General features: G+C 49.5%; 18 protein-coding genes and 1 other RNA gene. 12 read left to right on the top strand and 7 right to left on the bottom strand.

The features are described from left to right. Nucleotides 1-128: 128 nt before the first annotated feature. Nucleotides 129-1802: an IS66 family transposase gene (gene tnpC, locus NX720_RS13685; protein ID WP_262595368.1), complete on the bottom strand. Its 1674-nt coding sequence runs from the start codon at nucleotides 1800-1802 to the stop codon at nucleotides 129-131. Nucleotides 1803-2082: 280 nt separating this feature from the next. Here tnpC and NX720_RS13680 point away from each other — a divergent pair, with 280 nt between their 5' ends. The 5 genes from NX720_RS13680 to NX720_RS13660 all read left to right on the top strand — a co-directional run bounded on the left by NX720_RS13680 (nucleotide 2083) and on the right by NX720_RS13660 (nucleotide 5551). Further along, entirely contained in the window at nucleotides 2083-2286 is a 204-nt protein-coding gene (locus NX720_RS13680; protein ID WP_262595367.1) for a TIGR02449 family protein, read from the top strand. A 2-nt stretch (nucleotides 2287-2288) separates the two neighbouring features. Next, the gene (locus tag NX720_RS13675) at nucleotides 2289-2594 is read left to right on the top strand and encodes a cell division protein ZapA (RefSeq protein ID WP_262595366.1); all 306 of its coding nucleotides are present in this window, start codon (nucleotides 2289-2291) and stop codon (nucleotides 2592-2594) included. Nucleotides 2595-2708: 114 nt separating this feature from the next. Then, nucleotides 2709-2887: non-coding RNA, 6S RNA (ssrS, locus tag NX720_RS13670), on the top strand. A 127-nt stretch (nucleotides 2888-3014) separates the two neighbouring features. Further along, nucleotides 3015-4640 carry a type I restriction-modification system subunit M gene (locus tag NX720_RS13665; RefSeq protein WP_262595365.1) on the top strand — a complete coding sequence of 542 codons (1626 nt, stop codon included), beginning with the start codon at nucleotides 3015-3017 and terminating at the stop codon, nucleotides 4638-4640. Beyond that, nucleotides 4640-5551 (top strand): restriction endonuclease subunit S, encoded by a 912-nt coding sequence (locus tag NX720_RS13660; RefSeq protein WP_262595364.1) that lies wholly within the window; start codon nucleotides 4640-4642, stop codon nucleotides 5549-5551. The genes NX720_RS13665 and NX720_RS13660 overlap by 1 nt, the downstream gene beginning before the upstream one ends. Here NX720_RS13660 and NX720_RS13655 read toward each other — a convergent pair. Continuing rightward, complete coding sequence (locus tag NX720_RS13655; protein WP_262595363.1) at nucleotides 5548-6720, bottom strand: RNA-guided endonuclease InsQ/TnpB family protein; 1173 nt, start codon at nucleotides 6718-6720, stop codon at nucleotides 5548-5550. The genes NX720_RS13660 and NX720_RS13655 overlap by 4 nt on opposite strands. 65 nt (nucleotides 6721-6785) lie before the next feature. On the opposite strand from NX720_RS13655, the gene tnpA (NX720_RS13650) reads away from it, so the two are divergent. Beyond that, on the top strand, nucleotides 6786-7214 hold the full coding sequence (gene tnpA, locus NX720_RS13650) for an IS200/IS605 family transposase (protein ID WP_262595354.1): 429 nt from the start codon (nucleotides 6786-6788) through the stop codon (nucleotides 7212-7214). A gap of 117 nt (nucleotides 7215-7331) precedes the next feature. After that, nucleotides 7332-7763, top strand: coding sequence for a restriction endonuclease subunit S (locus NX720_RS13645; protein WP_262595362.1), 432 nt, complete (start codon nucleotides 7332-7334; stop codon nucleotides 7761-7763). Nucleotides 7764-7806: 43 nt separating this feature from the next. Here the strand turns inward: NX720_RS13645 and NX720_RS13640 are convergent, their stop codons facing one another. Beyond that, complete coding sequence (locus NX720_RS13640) at nucleotides 7807-8097, bottom strand: BrnA antitoxin family protein (protein ID WP_262595361.1); 291 nt, start codon at nucleotides 8095-8097, stop codon at nucleotides 7807-7809. Continuing rightward, a complete protein-coding gene (locus NX720_RS13635) occupies nucleotides 8063-8350 on the bottom strand; it encodes a BrnT family toxin (RefSeq protein WP_262595360.1) in 288 nt (95 codons plus the stop codon). Before NX720_RS13635 ends, NX720_RS13640 begins: the two co-directional genes overlap by 35 nt. A gap of 156 nt (nucleotides 8351-8506) precedes the next feature. On the opposite strand from NX720_RS13635, the gene NX720_RS13630 reads away from it, so the two are divergent. The 3 genes from NX720_RS13630 to NX720_RS13620 all read left to right on the top strand — a co-directional run bounded on the left by NX720_RS13630 (nucleotide 8507) and on the right by NX720_RS13620 (nucleotide 13105). Continuing rightward, nucleotides 8507-8857: a HigA family addiction module antitoxin gene (locus NX720_RS13630; RefSeq protein WP_262595359.1), complete on the top strand. Its 351-nt coding sequence runs from the start codon at nucleotides 8507-8509 to the stop codon at nucleotides 8855-8857. A 124-nt stretch (nucleotides 8858-8981) separates the two neighbouring features. Next, nucleotides 8982-12386, top strand: coding sequence for a type I restriction endonuclease subunit R (locus NX720_RS13625; protein ID WP_262595358.1), 3405 nt, complete (start codon nucleotides 8982-8984; stop codon nucleotides 12384-12386). A gap of 17 nt (nucleotides 12387-12403) precedes the next feature. Next, nucleotides 12404-13105 carry a M48 family metallopeptidase gene (locus NX720_RS13620; RefSeq protein WP_262595357.1) on the top strand — a complete coding sequence of 234 codons (702 nt, stop codon included), beginning with the start codon at nucleotides 12404-12406 and terminating at the stop codon, nucleotides 13103-13105. A gap of 3 nt (nucleotides 13106-13108) precedes the next feature. Here NX720_RS13620 and NX720_RS13615 read toward each other — a convergent pair whose 3' ends face one another. Further along, on the bottom strand, nucleotides 13109-13519 hold the full coding sequence (locus NX720_RS13615) for a PIN-like domain-containing protein (RefSeq protein WP_262595356.1): 411 nt from the start codon (nucleotides 13517-13519) through the stop codon (nucleotides 13109-13111). Next, the gene (locus NX720_RS13610) at nucleotides 13503-14198 is read right to left on the bottom strand and encodes a MerR family transcriptional regulator (protein ID WP_262564294.1); all 696 of its coding nucleotides are present in this window, start codon (nucleotides 14196-14198) and stop codon (nucleotides 13503-13505) included. The genes NX720_RS13615 and NX720_RS13610 overlap by 17 nt, the downstream gene beginning before the upstream one ends. A 285-nt stretch (nucleotides 14199-14483) precedes the next feature. Between NX720_RS13610 and NX720_RS13605 the strand changes: the two genes are divergently transcribed. Beyond that, a complete protein-coding gene (locus NX720_RS13605) occupies nucleotides 14484-15035 on the top strand; it encodes a recombinase family protein (RefSeq protein ID WP_262595355.1) in 552 nt (183 codons plus the stop codon). Nucleotides 15036-15120: 85 nt separating this feature from the next. Here the strand turns inward: NX720_RS13605 and tnpA (NX720_RS13600) are convergent, their stop codons facing one another. Continuing rightward, a complete protein-coding gene (tnpA, locus tag NX720_RS13600; RefSeq protein ID WP_262595354.1) occupies nucleotides 15121-15549 on the bottom strand; it encodes an IS200/IS605 family transposase in 429 nt (142 codons plus the stop codon). 65 nt (nucleotides 15550-15614) lie between these two features. Between tnpA (NX720_RS13600) and NX720_RS13595 the strand changes: the two genes are divergently transcribed. Beyond that, nucleotides 15615-16787, top strand: coding sequence for an RNA-guided endonuclease InsQ/TnpB family protein (locus tag NX720_RS13595; RefSeq protein ID WP_262595353.1), 1173 nt, complete (start codon nucleotides 15615-15617; stop codon nucleotides 16785-16787). Nucleotides 16788-16811 lie beyond the last annotated feature (24 nt).

Raw genomic sequence — 16811 nt, 5'->3', positions numbered from 1 at the left:
TCCTGCACACCCGTAGGCGAGCAGCCGAGGCCTTCGTTTCAAAATAACCTCCAGAAGGTAACTTTTCTACAAACCGCTTCAAAATTAGCAATTAAGACACCGCTTTTCCCTATTGTTGCCTCCAATTGTTATACCTTTGGCGGATCATGATTGCGCATTTCACAAAGCCGCTCCTCACTCATTAACCAGGGCAGATAAGGAGTGAGATCATTAGGTGGCTTCCTGCCATTTATGGCACAAGCCTCAAGATAGGCACCCAGCCAGATTTTTGGATTAATATCCCAAAGCTTTAGCGTCATAAAAACGCTGAATAGAAAAGCGGCTATATCAGCACTCCATACGCTGCCAGAGCCGTAGTAATTCTTCCTGCCAACGACACCTGTGCGCAGTGCTTGCTCTGCAGCGTTGTTATCCATGGGGATACCGGGATCAGTGACAAAGCGGGTCAATCCTTCCCAGTGATTCTGTAGACTTTCGAGCACTTTTTTCGCTCTGACTCGCAGTTTAGGACGATTAAGTTCCTGATCCCTCTGGATTGCCATCTGCTCTACCTGATGTTCAAGCCGTAACTGCTGTGTTGCTAGCTGCTCTGGTTCATCAAGCACTTCAAGTCGCTGACTATTAAGATGATATAAACGACCAATCCTGTTCACCCAGGTGGCGCTCCATTTCTCCAACTCCGGATCACCTCGTTGAGCGTCAATAAAATCCCGCCTGACGTGAGCCCAGCAGAAAGCTAAATTAATAGACACCGCATCATTCGCAAGCTTTTTGTACGCTGAGTATCGGTCACACACCAGCGTTCCAGCCCCGTCACCAATGATCGACTCTGGTACGACAGCCGCACGGGTGTCAGCAATGCTGAAATAAACCGCCTGATCACAGAGAAATACCCAAAGCCAATGTTTGTGAGAACCTGTGGTCTCATGTGCCCAGCTGATCCACCGGGTTTCATCAGCATGCCACTGATCGCTACTGGCGACGAATTCCCGAGTAGCTTCGGCAACCGGCTCAAAAAAGGGCGTTATAGCTTCCAGGCCAAAGGAGATGGTCGCCTGCGACAGTTCCAGTCCCTGAGTCTTATAAGACTCAAGTTGCCTGTTTATGGGGATGCCGTATGCGTACTTATTCAGCAACAGCTCCACCCAGACAGAAATACCAAGCTTTCCTTTGTTGATGAGTCTTGGTGGAGGTGGTGGAGTAGTAATATTGGGCGTTTCAGGGCACTGGCAAGTTTTTTGGTAATGCCTTCGGTGATAACGACGAACGTGAGCCTTAACTTCAACTTCAATTACGTCGCAGCTGTCGTCATTGAAAAAAGACTTGAATGGCCGGTGACAGACTGTACAACACTGTTTGTCCACTGGTAAGTCTACAGACTCATGAACCACTGGCAGGTTGTTGTGAAGATGGCGACCAGAGCCGGGGACTCCGGGCTGGTGACCTCGTTTTCGATTTGAAGGTGGCCGGGTAGTATTGCCACTTTTCTTTGAAGAAGAACTGGTCTTCTCTGATTTACGACCGAAAAGCAAGTGCTTCATGTGTGCCAGTTCTGATTTCAGATCAGCGACCTGGGTGTTCAACCCAGCCATTTCGGCTTTATGCTGAGCGATAAGAGAGGCATTTTTAGCCAATACTTTTTTCTCTCGGCCACAGGCCGCCTTCCACATGGCATGCCAGAGGTTGGCCTGCTGTTTTAGCTGGATGTGTTCCTGCTTGGTGAGGATGACCTGCGAGGTAGCAAAGGGGGCAGGCAGTAATGCAGGTGTTGTGCCTGATCCTGAAACATGAGCATTTTGCATACTCTAAAAGTAGACGACTTTGAGCTTATGTTTAGTGGTTTGTAGAAAAGTTACTCCAGAAGTATAGGATGGCTCAAATTTTGGGGTAGGTGGTTTTATTTGAAGCTCTCATCACCCTGCCAGGAAAAATAATAAACCTGTCGTACAAGGCAAAGGATTCGCCTGAAGCAGAAAAAGTTTCCAATATGCGCAAACAGGCAAAACAGACGGGGTGTTCTGCTATTCCCTAGCCGCTTTCTAGCCGCTATAGTAGAGAGAATAAAACGGTCTACTGGATTTTATGAACGACCCGGATTTAACAGAACTCAGTCAGAAAATAGAATACCTGGTGAGTCTCTGTAATAAATTGAAGGAAGAAAACAGGCTGCTGCGGAATGAGGAACGCAAGTGGCAGCTTGAGCGTGCCCATTTGATGTCTACAAAAGATCAGGCGAGAGGTGAAGTCGAGGACATGATCAAACGATTACGAGGATTGGAGCAATAAGTATGACTGAGAACCTTTCGACCACTTCTGTGAAAATTCTCGATAAAGAATACCGTATCAGTTGCCCACGCGAAGAAGAAGCCTCACTGCAAAGAGCAGCACACCAGCTTCATGACAAAATGAAAGAGATTAAGTCTGGCGGAAAAGTGATCGGCCTGGAACGAATTGCGGTTATGGCGGCTCTGAATATGAGCTATGAGCTACTGCGACTCAAAGAAAACCAGTTCGAGAACAACACCGATGCCCAGCAACAGATTCAGGACATGATGGGCAAACTGGATCAAGCCCTGATCAACCTCGACAGCTAATGTTTACCATCAGAAAAGCGCTCTTTTTTAAATCCTGAAGCACTATCAAAAAATAAATCAATAGCAAAAAAAACCTACAGACTTGAGAGCGTGAACCGATATAATCGAACTCAAGTCTCCCTGGTCTGTTTGCCAGTCATTAAAGACCCGGGCTGATAATACCATACCAGGAAGTTCCTCGTTGGTGCTGGAGCGCAGGTCCACCATGCAGTGGAAAGCCCGATTCACTACAGCAACTTCCACCGTTGCTTAACAGCAACGGGCTTACGTGACAGCGGCGGTTTGGGGGGGCTTACTATCATTTGATGCATGTCGTCTTATTTCGTCCTTTCCTGTACCCTACCCCCATTTACAACCCAAGCCGTCCCTCAGCCGCACACCGGCACAACCAACCGGACGCTTGCATCACCGGTTACACCCATGTCACAAAAACTCACCCTGGAAACCCTCGAAAGCTGGCTCTGGGAGTCTGCCAATATCATGCGGGGCTCCATCGACAGCTCCGACTTCAAGAACTACATCTTCGGCCTGATCTTCCTCAAACGGTTCAATGACGTGTTTGAAGAAAAAGTCACCGCCATCATGGCCGACGAAGACTGCTCCCGTGCCGAAGCCATCGAACTGGAACAGGAAGACGGCGACCACTTTGTACCGGAACACGCCCGCTGGGGTGAGATCATCAGCCGCACCGAAAATATCGGTGAAGCCATCGACGAAGCCTTTGCCGACATCGAAGCCCAGAACAGCTACCTCGAAGGCGTACTGACGGCGATCCAGTTCGGCGACAAAGCCAAGCTGGGCGACGAACTGCTGTCCCGCCTGCTGCGCCACTTCAACCAGTACAACCTCGGCAACGAACACCTGTATAAAGCCGATATGCTGGGCGATGCCTACGAGTACCTAATCAAACAGTTTGCCGACGACGCAGGCAAGAAAGGCGGCGAGTTCTATACCCCCAAACATGTCGTACAACTGCTGGTCAACCTGCTTGACCCGCAACCCGGCCACACGGTGTACGACCCGACCTCTGGCAGTGGCGGTATGCTGGTAGAAAGCGCTCACCATGTGGCGCAGTTGCCCAACGGCACCATTGCCGGACAGCCCAACATCCTGCTCTACGGTCAGGAGAAAAACCTCGGCACCTGGGCCATTGGCAAGCTGAACCTTTACCTGCACAACATGCGGGCGGAACTGGAACGGGGCGACACCCTGGTTCAACCCCTGCACCGTGATGAAAACGGCATCCTGAGTTTTGACCGGGTGATTGCCAATCCGCCATTTTCCGCCAAGCAGTGGTGGACACCCATCGAGATCAACCGCCCCAGAAAAACCGACAAAAACGGCAAGGAAAAGGAAGTCGCCCCCAGCTACAAAAAAGAGCTGACCGACCCTTACGGACGACTGGGTTACGGTATTCCGCCCCGTGGTTACGCCGACCTCGCTTTCGTACAGCACATGCTCGCCAGTTTGAAAGACAATGGTCGCATGGGTGTCGTACTGCCCCACGGTGTACTGTTCCGGGGCGGTGAAGAAGGCAAAATCCGCACCGGCCTGCTGAAAGGCAACGACGAACTGCCCGGTGATCGCATTGAAGCCGTTATCGGCCTGCCCTCGGCCCTGTTCTACAACACCGGCATTCCCGCCTGTATCCTGATTCTTAACAAACAGAAGCCGGACAACCTGAAAAGCAAGGTTGTGTTCATTGATGCCAGCCGTGAGTTCGCCGAAGGCAAGAACCAGAACAGCCTGCGCACCGAAGACATAGAACGTATCCACGATGCTCACAGTGCCGCTTTCCATCACAACACCGAAGAAGACAAATACTGTCGTGTAGTGGAACTGAAAGAGATTGCAGACAACGACTACAACCTGAACATTGCCCGCTATATCGATACCTCTGAGCCTGAGCCGCAGGTGGATATTCCGGCGGTGCTGGGTGAGTTGAGTGCCATTACCGATAACCTGAAAGCTGTGAATGATGAGTTGGATAGTTATCTGGATGAGTTGGGGCTGGTTGCTGCGTCGGCTGAAGTGGAGGGGGTGTGATGGGTACTGTGTTGCCTGAAGACTTTAAAAATAGTGCACTTGGACCTATTCCAAAAGACTGGATCGCCAGCAAAATCGGCAATCATGTTTCAAAAGTTGGAAGTGGGGTTACTCCGAAAGGAGGTAGTGACTCATATATTGAGCAAGGAGTACCGTTAATTCGTAGCCAAAATGTACGTCACGGGTATCTTGATCTTGATGATGTGGCATATATCTCTGACGAACAACATGAAAAGATGCACAACTCCAAGCTACAACCATCTGATGTATTGTTAAATATTACAGGAGCTTCTATCGGCAGGTGTTGTATATTGCCTGACAATATTTCAGAAGCAAATGTGAACCAGCATGTTTGTATTATCAGAGTTAAAGACGACCTATTGTCTGGTTATGTGTCTCATTTCATGAACTCTGAATATGGGCAAGATCAAATCTGGAGATTGCAGGCTGGCGGTAACAGGGAAGGCCTAAACTTTCAACAAATTCGCTCTTTTAATATCCCTGTACCGAGGATACCCGAGCAAAAAAAAATCGCCCAAATCCTGTCCACCGTAGACCGGAAACTGGAACTGATCGACCAGCAGATCACTGCAACCCAAACCCTGAAAAAAGGCTTGATGCAAAAGCTGTTTTCCGAAGGCGTGGGATCGCAGGATGCCAACGGGCAGTGGCAGCCTCATACCGAGTTTAAGGATTCAAAGCTGGGGAGGATTCCGGCTAGGTGGAGTGTTAGCAATATTGGAGAACATATTGATTTGCTCAGTGGATATCCGTTTAAGAGTTCCAATTACATAACCGATGAAAAAAATGCCATTCGTCTTTTGCGTGGAGATAACATAGCTCAGGGGTGGTTAAGGTGGAGAGATGGTGACTGCTCCCCACCCTATCGGGTGAGGCTTCTGATTTCTTAGGCAGCAACCGACAGTCTGCCGGATTTACGCAAGCCTCCATCAGCAGAAACGGACAGTCCTTCCGCCTTTAATTTCAATATGCCTTGCTTCTTGATATTGCGAGCTGCATTAATATCCCGGTCATGGATAGCACCACAGCTACACTCCCATGATCGGATTCTCAATGGCATTTTTTCCTGTTTCAAATCGCAGACTGAGCAAGTTTTAGAGGATGCAAACCACTGGTCTATCTTCACCAGATGTTTACCTTCCTGCTTTGCCTTGTATTCGAGTTTGGTTATCAGTGAGTGCCAACCAGCATCAGCAATAGAACGAGCAAGACGCTTGTTCTTGAGCATGTTTTTAACTTTCAGTGTCTCCACAATCACCGCTTGGTTTTCGTCGATGAGTTGTTTTGATAGCTTATGCTGAAAATCATTACGGGCAAAGGCTACACGCTCATGCGCCTTTGCCACCAATAAACGGGCTTTGTGCCTACCTTTTGAGCCTTTCTTGCAGCGAGATAGAGCCTGTTGTTTTCTTTTCAGGTTACGTTGTGCTTTTTTCAGAAAGCGAGGATTGCCAGTCTTATGGCCGGTACTGGTGATAGCCAGATCAGTAATCCCCATATCAACACCGACAACCTGATTAGCTTCAAGATTATCAATCTGTTTTGGTTGTTCCTGGGTATCATCAGCCAATATGGAGGCAAAATACTTGCCGGTTAGCGTTCTGCTCAGGGTGATAGACTTCACCTTACCCACTATTTCACGATGTACTTTAGCCCTTATGGGCTTGCACTTGGGGATTTTTATCCAGTTATCGCCCACAGAGACAGACGTACAATGGTAGCTACTTTGCTTGCCATGCTTTTTCTTGAAGCGAGGAAACCTTGCCTGCAATTTGGGATTGAAAAAGTTTTGAAAGGCCGTATCCAGGTTGATAGTGGCCTGTTGCAGTGCAATAGAGTCAGCGTTTTTCAGCCATGAGTACTTTCGGCTTTTCTTGGCTTTTGCCAGCAAGGGCTTCAGGTGTTTTTTGGGAGAAAGGCTCTGCCCACGAACCTTGTAATAATGAACCTTAATAGCCAGGGCCTTGTTCCATACGAACCGCACAGCATCAAACTGACGGTCGAGAAATTCCGCCTGCTCTGATGTTGGATAGATTCGTACTTTGGTGGCTCTCAGCATGGAATGTTATTTCAGTACTCATCAATATAAACTTTATATTACAGGTATTTGAAAGAGGTTTTCAAGTGAGCGCACACAACAAAGATTTGCTTAAAGGGTATCTTCGCAAACGACATAGCGTTACCAAGCTGGTTGTTCATTTGGTGTTCACGACAAAGTACAGACGAAAGCTTTTTGATGGCTATATGATCAAGCAGTTACGGGAGTCGTTCGAGAGTGCATGTGAAAAACTGGAATGCCAGTTACTTGAAATGGATGGCGAAAAAGATCACGTACACCTGTTGGTGGCCTACCCACCAAAACTGGCTATCAGTGTCATGGTAAATAATCTCAAATCAACATCATCAAGGCGGTTGCGAATGCTGAATACCCACCTTACTGCTCAGAGCAAAGCAGGCTTAATGTGGTCAAGGTCTTACTTTGCTTGCAGTGCTGGCGGTGCAACTATCGAGACTCTGAAGGACTACGTTAATAGCCAGAGTACACCAGATTGATGGCGGAAGGCTCTGCGCCTTCCCGTCTTATATCCCCGCCCGCATTGGGCGAGGGTTTACGACGATTTTGCTAAATTTTGGCCAGCTGGGGATTCGGGAGAACTAGCCAAATATCTTATGCAAGACGGTGATTTAGTAATCGCAATGGATCGTACATGGGTTTCCAACGGCTTGAAAGTATCGCAAGTAAACAAAGCTGACTTACCATGTTATCTGGTGCAACGAGTATCAAGACTTAGGACAAAAGATAGCTTTAGCCAATCCTTATTAAAGCATCTCTTTTCAAGTTATCGCTTTGAGCAATATGTCAAAGGGGTTCAAACCGACTCAGTAGTGCCACATATCAGCAGCAAACAAATTCAGGAATTCCTGATTGCAGCTCCCCCTATAAAGGAACAACAAGAAATCGCAAAAATCCTCTCCACCACCGACAGGAAGCTGAACCACCTGACCACCCAGAAATCCCAAACCCAACAACTGAAAAAAGGCCTGATGCAAAAACTGCTCACCGGCCAGATCAGGGTTAAGCCGGAACCACAGGATCATTAACCGGCCGGATTGTCTCCGTACTGCGGGGGCAATTCCCTCCGGCTCAGTGCTTGCCAAGATGCTCTTTCAGCACATCATCTATCCGGCTTTGCCAGCCGCTGCCTGTTGCCCGGAAAAACTCAAGCACTTCAGGACTGAGGCGGATAGACACCTGCTCTTTAGTCGGCTCTTTCTGTTGCCCTCGGGTTCGGCGACGGTATTCCTCGACAATTTCAGGCAATACTTCTATGGCCGGGCGGGCATTTGCCCAATCCTCTTCCGTCCATTCCGGCACGTCAACCGAGTCCCAATCCTCCTGGCTAATGTAATCGGGCTTTTTGGGTTCTTCGCTCATATTCTTTCACCTCTCGCTGATTGGCTTTTCTCAGGCCAATGACTCTTATGTTGCCACCACGAATATTGAAAACCAGCTCATGCAACCGACCTTCAATAAACCCCTTTGCTTTTACTCTTATTTCTCCGTAATTCTTTCGGTTATCCTGACTGAGTGTGGCGGTATTCCAGTCGAAGAGGTACACCTCCCCAAAATCGACACCATGTTTCTGCAAATTGACGATGCGCTTACTCTCATCCCATTCATAACTCATATCAAATTGTATATACAATAAAGTGTTTGACAAGGTAACAAGGGATAAATTCTAGACAATTATTTTATATCAGCTGCTTTTTTTACTATTAAAATGCAGCTCGTATAACTGGCACTATTTCTGTTCAACGCTCCAGCACCGAGGAGAACAATCATTATGAAAACTGAAGACTTTGACGAAGGCAGTGGTGGCATTGTGGCCAAAATGCCCACAAACCGCCCCCCCACTCATCCCGGTGAAATACTGCTGGAAGAGTTTCTGTTACCGATGGACATTACTCAGCGGGAGCTGGCATCGGCTATTCATGTCCCTTACCAGCGAGTCAACGAACTCGTCAACGGCAAGCGGGGCGTTACCCCTAGCACCGCCCTGCGACTGGCTCGCTTTTTGGGTATGTCGCCAGACTTCTGGCTTAACCTGCAATTACGATGGGATTTATACAAGGTACAACAGGCTGAAAAAGACGACATTGATCGAATAGAGGTGTTTACAAAAAGGAGCGCATAAACCGCCCCCACCAGAGACAGTAAAAAACTAAATACTGCCATCACCCAAACCGGATACCACCGAACCAGCAGGAGTGATAAAGTTTCCCCGTTTTAGATTGTGTACTGAAGTCAGGAGTCTTGCGATGAACACGGACGATGCCCCCTTTCATCGAAAAGGTAACGCTGAACGGGAAGGCGTCGAAAAGCCCGCCATCATCTGGTTACAACAACTGGGTTACACCCACCTGTCCGGCAAAGCAGTGGGCAAGCAACAGCCACACCGCCACCTGCCCCCTATCCTCACCGATGTACTGACTGACCGGTTGCTGTCGTTCAACCCGTGGCTGGCGGATGTGACTGCCGGTGTCGATACCGTACTTCGTGAATTAAGAGGCGCTTTTAATAAAAGCGGGAACGACAACCTGATGGCCGCCAACCAGAACGCCTGGGAGTCGGTGATTCATGGCAGCGGGATACAGGTTAAGGACAAACAGGGTCGCCCCCGCAGTGTCTGCTTTTTCAATCAAGCGGAGCCATTAGAGAACCGCTTTCATGTGGTGGATCAGTTCGTTGGCACCAACAGCGATGGCGACGAGTTCCGGCCCGACCTGCTGTTGTTTATCAATGGGTTGCCACTGGCGATGATCGAGTGCAAAGCCAGCCACGTCAAAATTGGCAAGGGCATCAACCAGCTGCTGAGTTACCAGAACAGCCACCCACGACACTTTGTGTTTAACCAGGTGTGTGCAGCCATCAACCGTAATCAGGCATTGTACGGTGCCATTTTTACGCCGGAAGCCTTCTATTTCCGTTACCGTCTGGAAGCCAGCGAAGAAGCAACTGTACGTCAGCGGTTGCACGCTGTGCAGCCCGGTAAAGAACCCACGGAACAGCATCACCTGCTCTGGGCTCTGTTCGAGCCCTCCCGCTTTGTGGAGCTGGCCTGCCAGTTTGTGCTGTTCGAACTGGAAGAAGGCCGCACCATCAAAAAGCTGCCCCGTTACCAGCAATGGCGGGCAGTACGAAAGACCCTTGCCAGACTCACGGCTGATAAACCGGAAGGTGGCGTCGTATGGCATACACAGGGCAGTGGCAAGTCGCTGACCATGGCGTACCTGACCCGTTACCTGCGGGCTGAGTGTGTAGGGTTGAACAATCCCAGCGTACTGGTGCTGACAGATCGCACCGACCTTGACCGGCAAATCTCCGATACCTTCACCAACGTCGGCATGATCCCCATCAAAGCCCCGTCGGTTGCCGGGCTGGAGCGGATGCTATCGAACGACTACGGAAGCGTATTCACCAGTACCGTCCAGAAATTTCAGGAACGGGATGGCAAGCCCATCAAGGCCGCCGCCAAAGAGGCAGAAGCCGACAACGAAGACAACCAGACCCGTGTCCGGCGGGTGCTTGAAGATGGCAAGTTCTATATCTGCGAAGACCTGAACGTCAACTATGGCCTGCTCAATGACGACGGCACGGCCAGACCGAACCAATGGGTGGAACAAAGCCGGGAGGCGGTGGACTTTCAGGTGTTGTCCACCAAACCCAACTTTTATGTTCTGGTGGATGAAGCCCACCGCAGCCAGTACAGTTTCCTGGCGGCCTTTATGCGGGCAAGCCTACCTAATGCCAGATTCATCGCCTTTACCGGCACACCGCTGTTCAGGGAAGACAAAAACACCCTCAATGCTTTTATGGGAAAGGGTGGTAGCAGCGACTACATCGACACCTACCGGCTGGATGAAGCCGTCGCCGACGGTGCCACACTGCCCATTAAGTATCAGGAAGGCATGACCGACCTGACCGTTGATCCGGAGCTGGATACCGCTTTTGGTGATGTGTTCGGTCAGGAAGACGAAGCCCGTCAGAAGCAGCTGAAACAGGCACTACTGAAAAAACGCCGCACCGCTCAGGATCGTATTGATGAGAACGCCCAACATCTGGTGCAGCACTTCCTGACCAGCGTCAAAGCCAAAGGATTTAAAGGGTTGCTGGTGTGTGATGGCCGGGATATGGCGGTACGCTACAAAGACACGCTGGACGCCATCATGGCAGAACGGGCAGAAGCCGGACAGGACACCTTTGAAAGCCGGGTGGTGATTTCACTGGGTGGCATTACTGAGAACAAGACCGGCGTGAATGAAGCGCAGGCGGCTTACGAGGTGCATGGCATTCAACACAAGCTGCAATCCATAGAGGAACGAGTGCGGGCGGAGATAAAAGACGGCGGTCAACCCATTGCAGTGCCCACCGATGAGATTCCCAAACTGGTCAACGACCTGTTCAAGAAACACTACGGGGATGAGAGCCAGAATGATGACAAGACGACAAAGGTGAATAATATTGGCCTTCTGATTGTCTCCGATATGCTGCTCACCGGCTGGGACGCTCCCATCGTCAGCACCCTGTATCTGGACAAGCCTCTCAAGGAACATACACTGCTTCAGGCCATTGCCCGTGTGAACCGTACCCGCAAGGGCAAAAACGCCGGTTACATTGTCGATTATCATGGCGTGGTCGAATATCTGGACAAGGCTCTGTCCATCTATGGCGGCGAAGTGCAACCCGAACAAATCTGGACGGACATCAACAGCGAGCTGCCCAAACTGGAAACCGCTTTGCAGAAAGTGCTGAACCTATTGCCAAAAAAACACGACCCGATTAAACAGCCCGAGCTGTATAAAGAAGACGCCGACCTGCACCTTGACCCGGATGTCCGGCTGGATGTGGTGGATGAGTTCCTGGCTCTGTTCAAGGCATTCAACGCCCGGCTTGATGTGGTGCTGCCGGACCAGCGGGGAGCCCGTTACCAGCCTTATTTCAAAGTGCTGGGCGAAATCAAGCTGGCTCTGAAAAACAAACTGCCGGACGATGCCCACAAGGGACCACTGAACCAGCTGGAGTCGGAGCTGCTGCAACAACTACTGGACGAGCATGTTCAGGCCGATGAAGTCAGGAGCCTGCTAGGCAAGGAAATCTCCATCCTCGATGCTAACGACATGGAGCGACTTCGCAAGCTGAAAAGCGTGGGCAGTCAGGCTCTGACCATGAAGAACCAGCTCAAGCACACCATCAAAACCGGCAAGCAGAAGAACCCCGGTTTCTTCGGACCACTGGAAGCCGCCCTGCAAAAGCTGATAGAGGATGAAAAGGAAAAACGGATCGAACAGGCCGAGTTTCTGAAACAGCTGGAGCTGTTCACCCAACAGATAAGGGAAAAGGCATCCGGCGCACAACAGGCGGGTTTTGATTCACCGGCACAGGTGGCTGTCTACGATTACCTGAGCGGGCAGCTCGACCAGCAAACCGGGACATCTGCACAACTGTTTGTTAAACAATCACCTGCTAAGCAATGGACAGCCGCCCTGTTTAACGATGATGACATTGGTGCTGTGCTAGCCAGCCCGATATGGAAGGATAAGAAAGAAATCCATAAAGAACTGCAAAAGCAGATTCGTAAGAAACTTCGGGCACTGGCAGGCTGGGATATGAGCACAGCCCGGCAACATGCGGCTACGCTGTTTGACATTCTTCTGAATAACTAACTTTTGAACAACGAGCAATGCCAGTCTACCAATACGGAACCACCGCCATTGAATGGGAATTTCAGGAAGCCCCCCACCTTAAACGTCACACGGTGACGGTTGAACGGGGCAAGCCGGTTCTGCTCCGTGGCCCACAGGTGCCTGATAACGAAAAGCAGGCATTGATTCGTTACCGGGCACGATGGATCAGGCAAAAGCTGGCGGAAGTGAACCAGCCACTGAAAGATGAGTTCACCACCGGCAGTCGCCTGCTCTACCGGGGCAAGACCTGGTACTGCGTGGTGGAACCGGCAGAGGAGCTGAGTCAGGCACGAATAAGCTTTAACCACTCCCGGTTTTTCATTCAATCACCGGAAGGCAGCCACATCAGCAAGTCAGTACTCCGTGTAGCCAGGGAAGCGTTCTTCAGGGAAAAGGCGAAAGACAAACTGCTCCCCCGCATCCGCTACTGGCAACGACAGACCGGCCTTGAGGCAACAGGCTACCGGATGTTCAAGTTCCAGCGACGCTGGGCCAGCTGTAGCGAAGACAATGTATTGGAGTTCCACCCACGCTGCATGGAGTTCGCCCCGTCCGTACTCGACTATGTGATTGTCCATGAGCTGTGCCATACCATTGAAAAGCACCACGACAAAGCCTTCTGGGCGTTGGTTGCAAAGCATTACCCGGACTGGGAAAGGTGTCACGCAGAGGTTGAGCGGCTGGGGGTTGAGGTGTGATCTCTAAAGCTGTACCTGTTCAAATTTGGCAACCGCACCATGATTCCATCTTACCTTGAAAGCCGACCCGCCTGTCATGTGTTCAGCGTGATCCATGATAGCAGGCCACCAGCGCACCAGATTATGGGCTTTCTCCCAGTACTTTCTCTTCGACCATTGCTTGTCCAGAAAGAAAACCGTTAAGCCACTGCGCCGCAATGCTTCTTTTTCTTCATTGCCTTTTTTGAAACGATCCTGAGAAACAACAACCCAGTGTTTATCTCCGGACAAAGCAGTAATCCAGTCAATATCTTTCGTATCCGGGGAAAACTTATCCTTCAGGGCATAGACTTCAGTATTGTCACAAACGGTTGAAAGCTCACGAATGGCATGAGCTAACGCTGGAGGCAAATTGTTATCAATGAGGTACTTCACCACCGGCAATCCTTTGCTCAAAACTAACGGCGGCATTCACAGAAGCAGTGTCTACCTCATAAAGACTGGCAACCATTTTGGCATTCTGGTCTTCTGCTAACCAGCTTTGGTACAACGTTTCTGTTGTGATACCTGCGGCTGTAACAATAGGCTTGCCAAATGAACGTGCGGGATCAAGCACGACCTTTTTGCTCTTTGGAACCGGAAACCAGCGCAAAGCACTGCTTTCATCCCCATCGTATTCAATACCCGTATACAAAGATGGCTTAATCACTCTGTTGAATACATTTTGTTTTTTTATCAAATCAACCAGGCTTTCATCACCGGTTTCTTCTTCCACCGTGGCAAATATGCTGCGCCCATCCGTCTGAAAGCGCCTGCATGTAAACGGGTAGTCCTGATCGAAATATTCCTTGGCCTGCTTCACGGCTGCCCGGATCGTCGGTAATTGAACACCGTATTGCCGGAATGCGTTTACGAAGCGGATTTCCAACAAATCCTGAAAGCTAATTGTGTTATCAATGCTTTCTGTGACTGCTGACTTCCACAGGGGAGCCTGTCTGGAGCGACTGCCTGATTCGTATCCCAGCATCCAGCCCCTGATCTTGCGAGATGGAATGCCTGTAAGAACTGAGGCTTCAGGGATGCTGTATAAACCAACGCCAATCAATGATGTCATTTTTACCTCCCTGCTTCTCAATTATCGTGGATCGTTAGTAAACATCAGCATGACGCAGATGACAAGTCAATCGGCCAAACAGTTTGGTGATTGAAACCGATGCCAACGCAGCTGTATGGTTTCAGTAACGCTGTCAAAGTAAGCATACTTGTTGGACACCCTCCCACCCCCGGCTAAGTCATTGATCCCCCGTGTCCAAAAAACTTAATCCTGCCCAACTGGACAGCCTGTAAAGCAGAGTTTAGTTTTCCCTTTACTCAGAATAAGAAGTAGAGGAACCCCGCCATGAAAGGCCAGAACGTTGGATATATCCGAGTCAGCAGCGTTGACCAGAACACCGCCCGCCAGCTCGAAGGTATTAATCTCGATACCACTTTTGAAGACCATTGCAGCGGCAAAGACACCAACCGGCCCCAGCTAAAAGCCTGTCTGCGCCATTTGCGACAGGGCGACCGTTTACACGTCCATTCCATTGATCGACTCGCTCGCAACCTGAAAGACCTTCAGACGCTGGTGGAAGAACTGACAGGGCAAGGCATCAGTGTCGAGTTCCACAAAGAAAACCTGGTCTTCTCTGGTGACAGCAATCCCATGCACAAGCTGATGTTCCAAATGATGGGAGCCTTTGCCGAATTCGAGCGCAGCATGATCAGGGAGCGACAAAGGGAAGGCATCGCCGCCGCCAGAAAGCAGGGCAAGCAGATCGGGGCAAAACCCAGGCTCACTGAGGAACAGTTAGCAGAAATCAGGGAACGTCTCGACTCGGGGGAGCAAAAGAAAGCGCTGGCATTAGAGTATGGGGTCAGCAGGCAAACGCTATATAACGCATTAAACTAACCCCCCTTTTTTTAGCAAAATCGTCGTAAACCCTCGCCCAATGCGGGCGGGGATATAAGACGGGAAGGCGCAGAGCCTTCCGCCATCAATCTGGTGTACTCTGGCTATTAACGTAGTCCTTCAGAGTCTCGATAGTTGCACCGCCAGCACTGCAAGCAAAGTAAGACCTTGACCACATTAAGCCTGCTTTGCTCTGAGCAGTAAGGTGGGTATTCAGCATTCGCAACCGTCTTGATGATGTTGATTTGAGATTATTTACCATGACACTGATAGCCAGTTTTGGTGGGTAGGCCACCAACAGGTGTACGTGATCTTTTTCGCCATCCATTTCAAGTAACTGGCATTCCAGTTTTTCACATGCACTCTCGAACGACTCCCGTAACTGCTTGATCATATAGCCATCAAAAAGCTTTCGCCTGTACTTTGTCGTGAACACCAAATGAACAACCAGCTTGGTAACGCTATGTCGTTTGCGAAGATACCCTTTAAGCAAATCCTTATTGTGTGCGCTCACTTGAAAACCTCTTTCAAATACCTGTAATATAAACTTTATATTAATGAGCACTGAAATAACGTTCCATGCTGAGAGCCACCAAAGTACGAATCTATCCAACATCAGAGCAGGCGGAATTTCTCGACCGTCAGTTTGATGCTGTGCGGTTCGTATGGAACAAGGCCCTGGCTATTAAGGTTCATTATTACAAGGCTCGTGGGCAGAGCCTTTCTCCCAAAAAACACCTGAAGCCCTTGCTGGCAAAAGCCAAGAAAAGCCGAAAGTACTCATGGCTGAAAAACGCTGACTCTATTGCACTGCAACAGGCCACTATCAATCTGGATACGGCCTTTCAAAACTTTTTCAATCCCAAATTGCAGGCAAGATTTCCTCGCTTCAAGAAAAAGCATGGCAAGCAAAGTAGCTACCATTGTACGTCTGTCTCTGTGGGCGATAACTGGATAAAAATCCCCAAGTGCAAGCCCATAAAGGCTAAAGTGCATCGTGAAATAGTGGGTAAGGTGAAGTCTATCACCCTGAGCAGAACGCTAACCGGCAAGTATTTTGCCTCCATATTGGCTGATGATACCCAGGAACAACCAAAACAGATTGATAATCTTGAAGCTAATCAGGTTGTCGGTGTTGATATGGGGATTACTGATCTGGCTATCACCAGTACCGGCCATAAGACTGGCAATCCTCGCTTTCTGAAAAAAGCACAACGTAACCTGAAAAGAAAACAACAGGCTCTATCTCGCTGCAAGAAAGGCTCAAAAGGTAGGCACAAAGCCCGTTTATTGGTGGCAAAGGCGCATGAGCGTGTAGCCTTTGCCCGTAATGATTTTCAGCATAAGCTATCAAAACAACTCATCGACGAAAACCAAGCGGTAATTGTGGAGACACTGAAAGTTAAAAACATGCTCAAGAACAAGCGTCTTGCACGTTCTATTGCTGATGCTGGCTGGCACTCACTGATAACCAAACTCGAATACAAGGCAAAGCAGGAAGGTAAACATCTGGTGAAGATAGACCAGTGGTTTGCATCCTCTAAAACTTGCTCAGTCTGCGATTTGAAACAGGAAAAAATGCCATTGAGAATCCGATCATGGGAGTGTAGCTGTGGTGCTATCCATGACCGGGATATTAATGCAGCTCGCAATATCAAGAAGCAAGGCATATTGAAATTAAAGGCGGAAGGACTGTCCGTTTCTGCTGATGGAGGCTTGCGTAAATCCGGCATACTGTCGGTTGCTGCCTAAGAAATCAGAAGCCTCACCCGATAG

The sequence above is a fragment of the Endozoicomonas euniceicola genome (assembly GCF_025562755.1).
Classification (GTDB): Bacteria; Pseudomonadota; Gammaproteobacteria; order Pseudomonadales; family Endozoicomonadaceae; genus Endozoicomonas_A; species Endozoicomonas_A euniceicola.
This window is presented reverse-complemented; position numbering and strand designations above follow the sequence as displayed.

Coding starts and splice junctions, on each gene's coding strand:
- NX720_RS13660 (WP_262595364.1), top strand. CDS start 4,640: ATGGGTACTGTGTTGCCTGAAGACTTTAAAAATAGTGCACTTGGACCT.
- NX720_RS13640 (WP_262595361.1), bottom strand. CDS start 8,097: ATGAGCGAAGAACCCAAAAAGCCCGATTACATTAGCCAGGAGGATTGG.
- NX720_RS13645 (WP_262595362.1), top strand. CDS start 7,332: ATGCAAGACGGTGATTTAGTAATCGCAATGGATCGTACATGGGTTTCC.
- NX720_RS13625 (WP_262595358.1), top strand. CDS start 8,982: ATGAACACGGACGATGCCCCCTTTCATCGAAAAGGTAACGCTGAACGG.
- NX720_RS13655 (WP_262595363.1), bottom strand. CDS start 6,720: ATGCTGAGAGCCACCAAAGTACGAATCTATCCAACATCAGAGCAGGCG.
- NX720_RS13635 (WP_262595360.1), bottom strand. CDS start 8,350: ATGAGTTATGAATGGGATGAGAGTAAGCGCATCGTCAATTTGCAGAAA.
- NX720_RS13665 (WP_262595365.1), top strand. CDS start 3,015: ATGTCACAAAAACTCACCCTGGAAACCCTCGAAAGCTGGCTCTGGGAG.
- tnpC (WP_262595368.1), bottom strand. CDS start 1,802: ATGCAAAATGCTCATGTTTCAGGATCAGGCACAACACCTGCATTACTG.
- NX720_RS13675 (WP_262595366.1), top strand. CDS start 2,289: ATGACTGAGAACCTTTCGACCACTTCTGTGAAAATTCTCGATAAAGAA.
- NX720_RS13620 (WP_262595357.1), top strand. CDS start 12,404: ATGCCAGTCTACCAATACGGAACCACCGCCATTGAATGGGAATTTCAG.
- NX720_RS13680 (WP_262595367.1), top strand. CDS start 2,083: ATGAACGACCCGGATTTAACAGAACTCAGTCAGAAAATAGAATACCTG.
- NX720_RS13605 (WP_262595355.1), top strand. CDS start 14,484: ATGAAAGGCCAGAACGTTGGATATATCCGAGTCAGCAGCGTTGACCAG.
- NX720_RS13630 (WP_262595359.1), top strand. CDS start 8,507: ATGAAAACTGAAGACTTTGACGAAGGCAGTGGTGGCATTGTGGCCAAA.
- NX720_RS13595 (WP_262595353.1), top strand. CDS start 15,615: ATGCTGAGAGCCACCAAAGTACGAATCTATCCAACATCAGAGCAGGCG.
- NX720_RS13610 (WP_262564294.1), bottom strand. CDS start 14,198: ATGACATCATTGATTGGCGTTGGTTTATACAGCATCCCTGAAGCCTCA.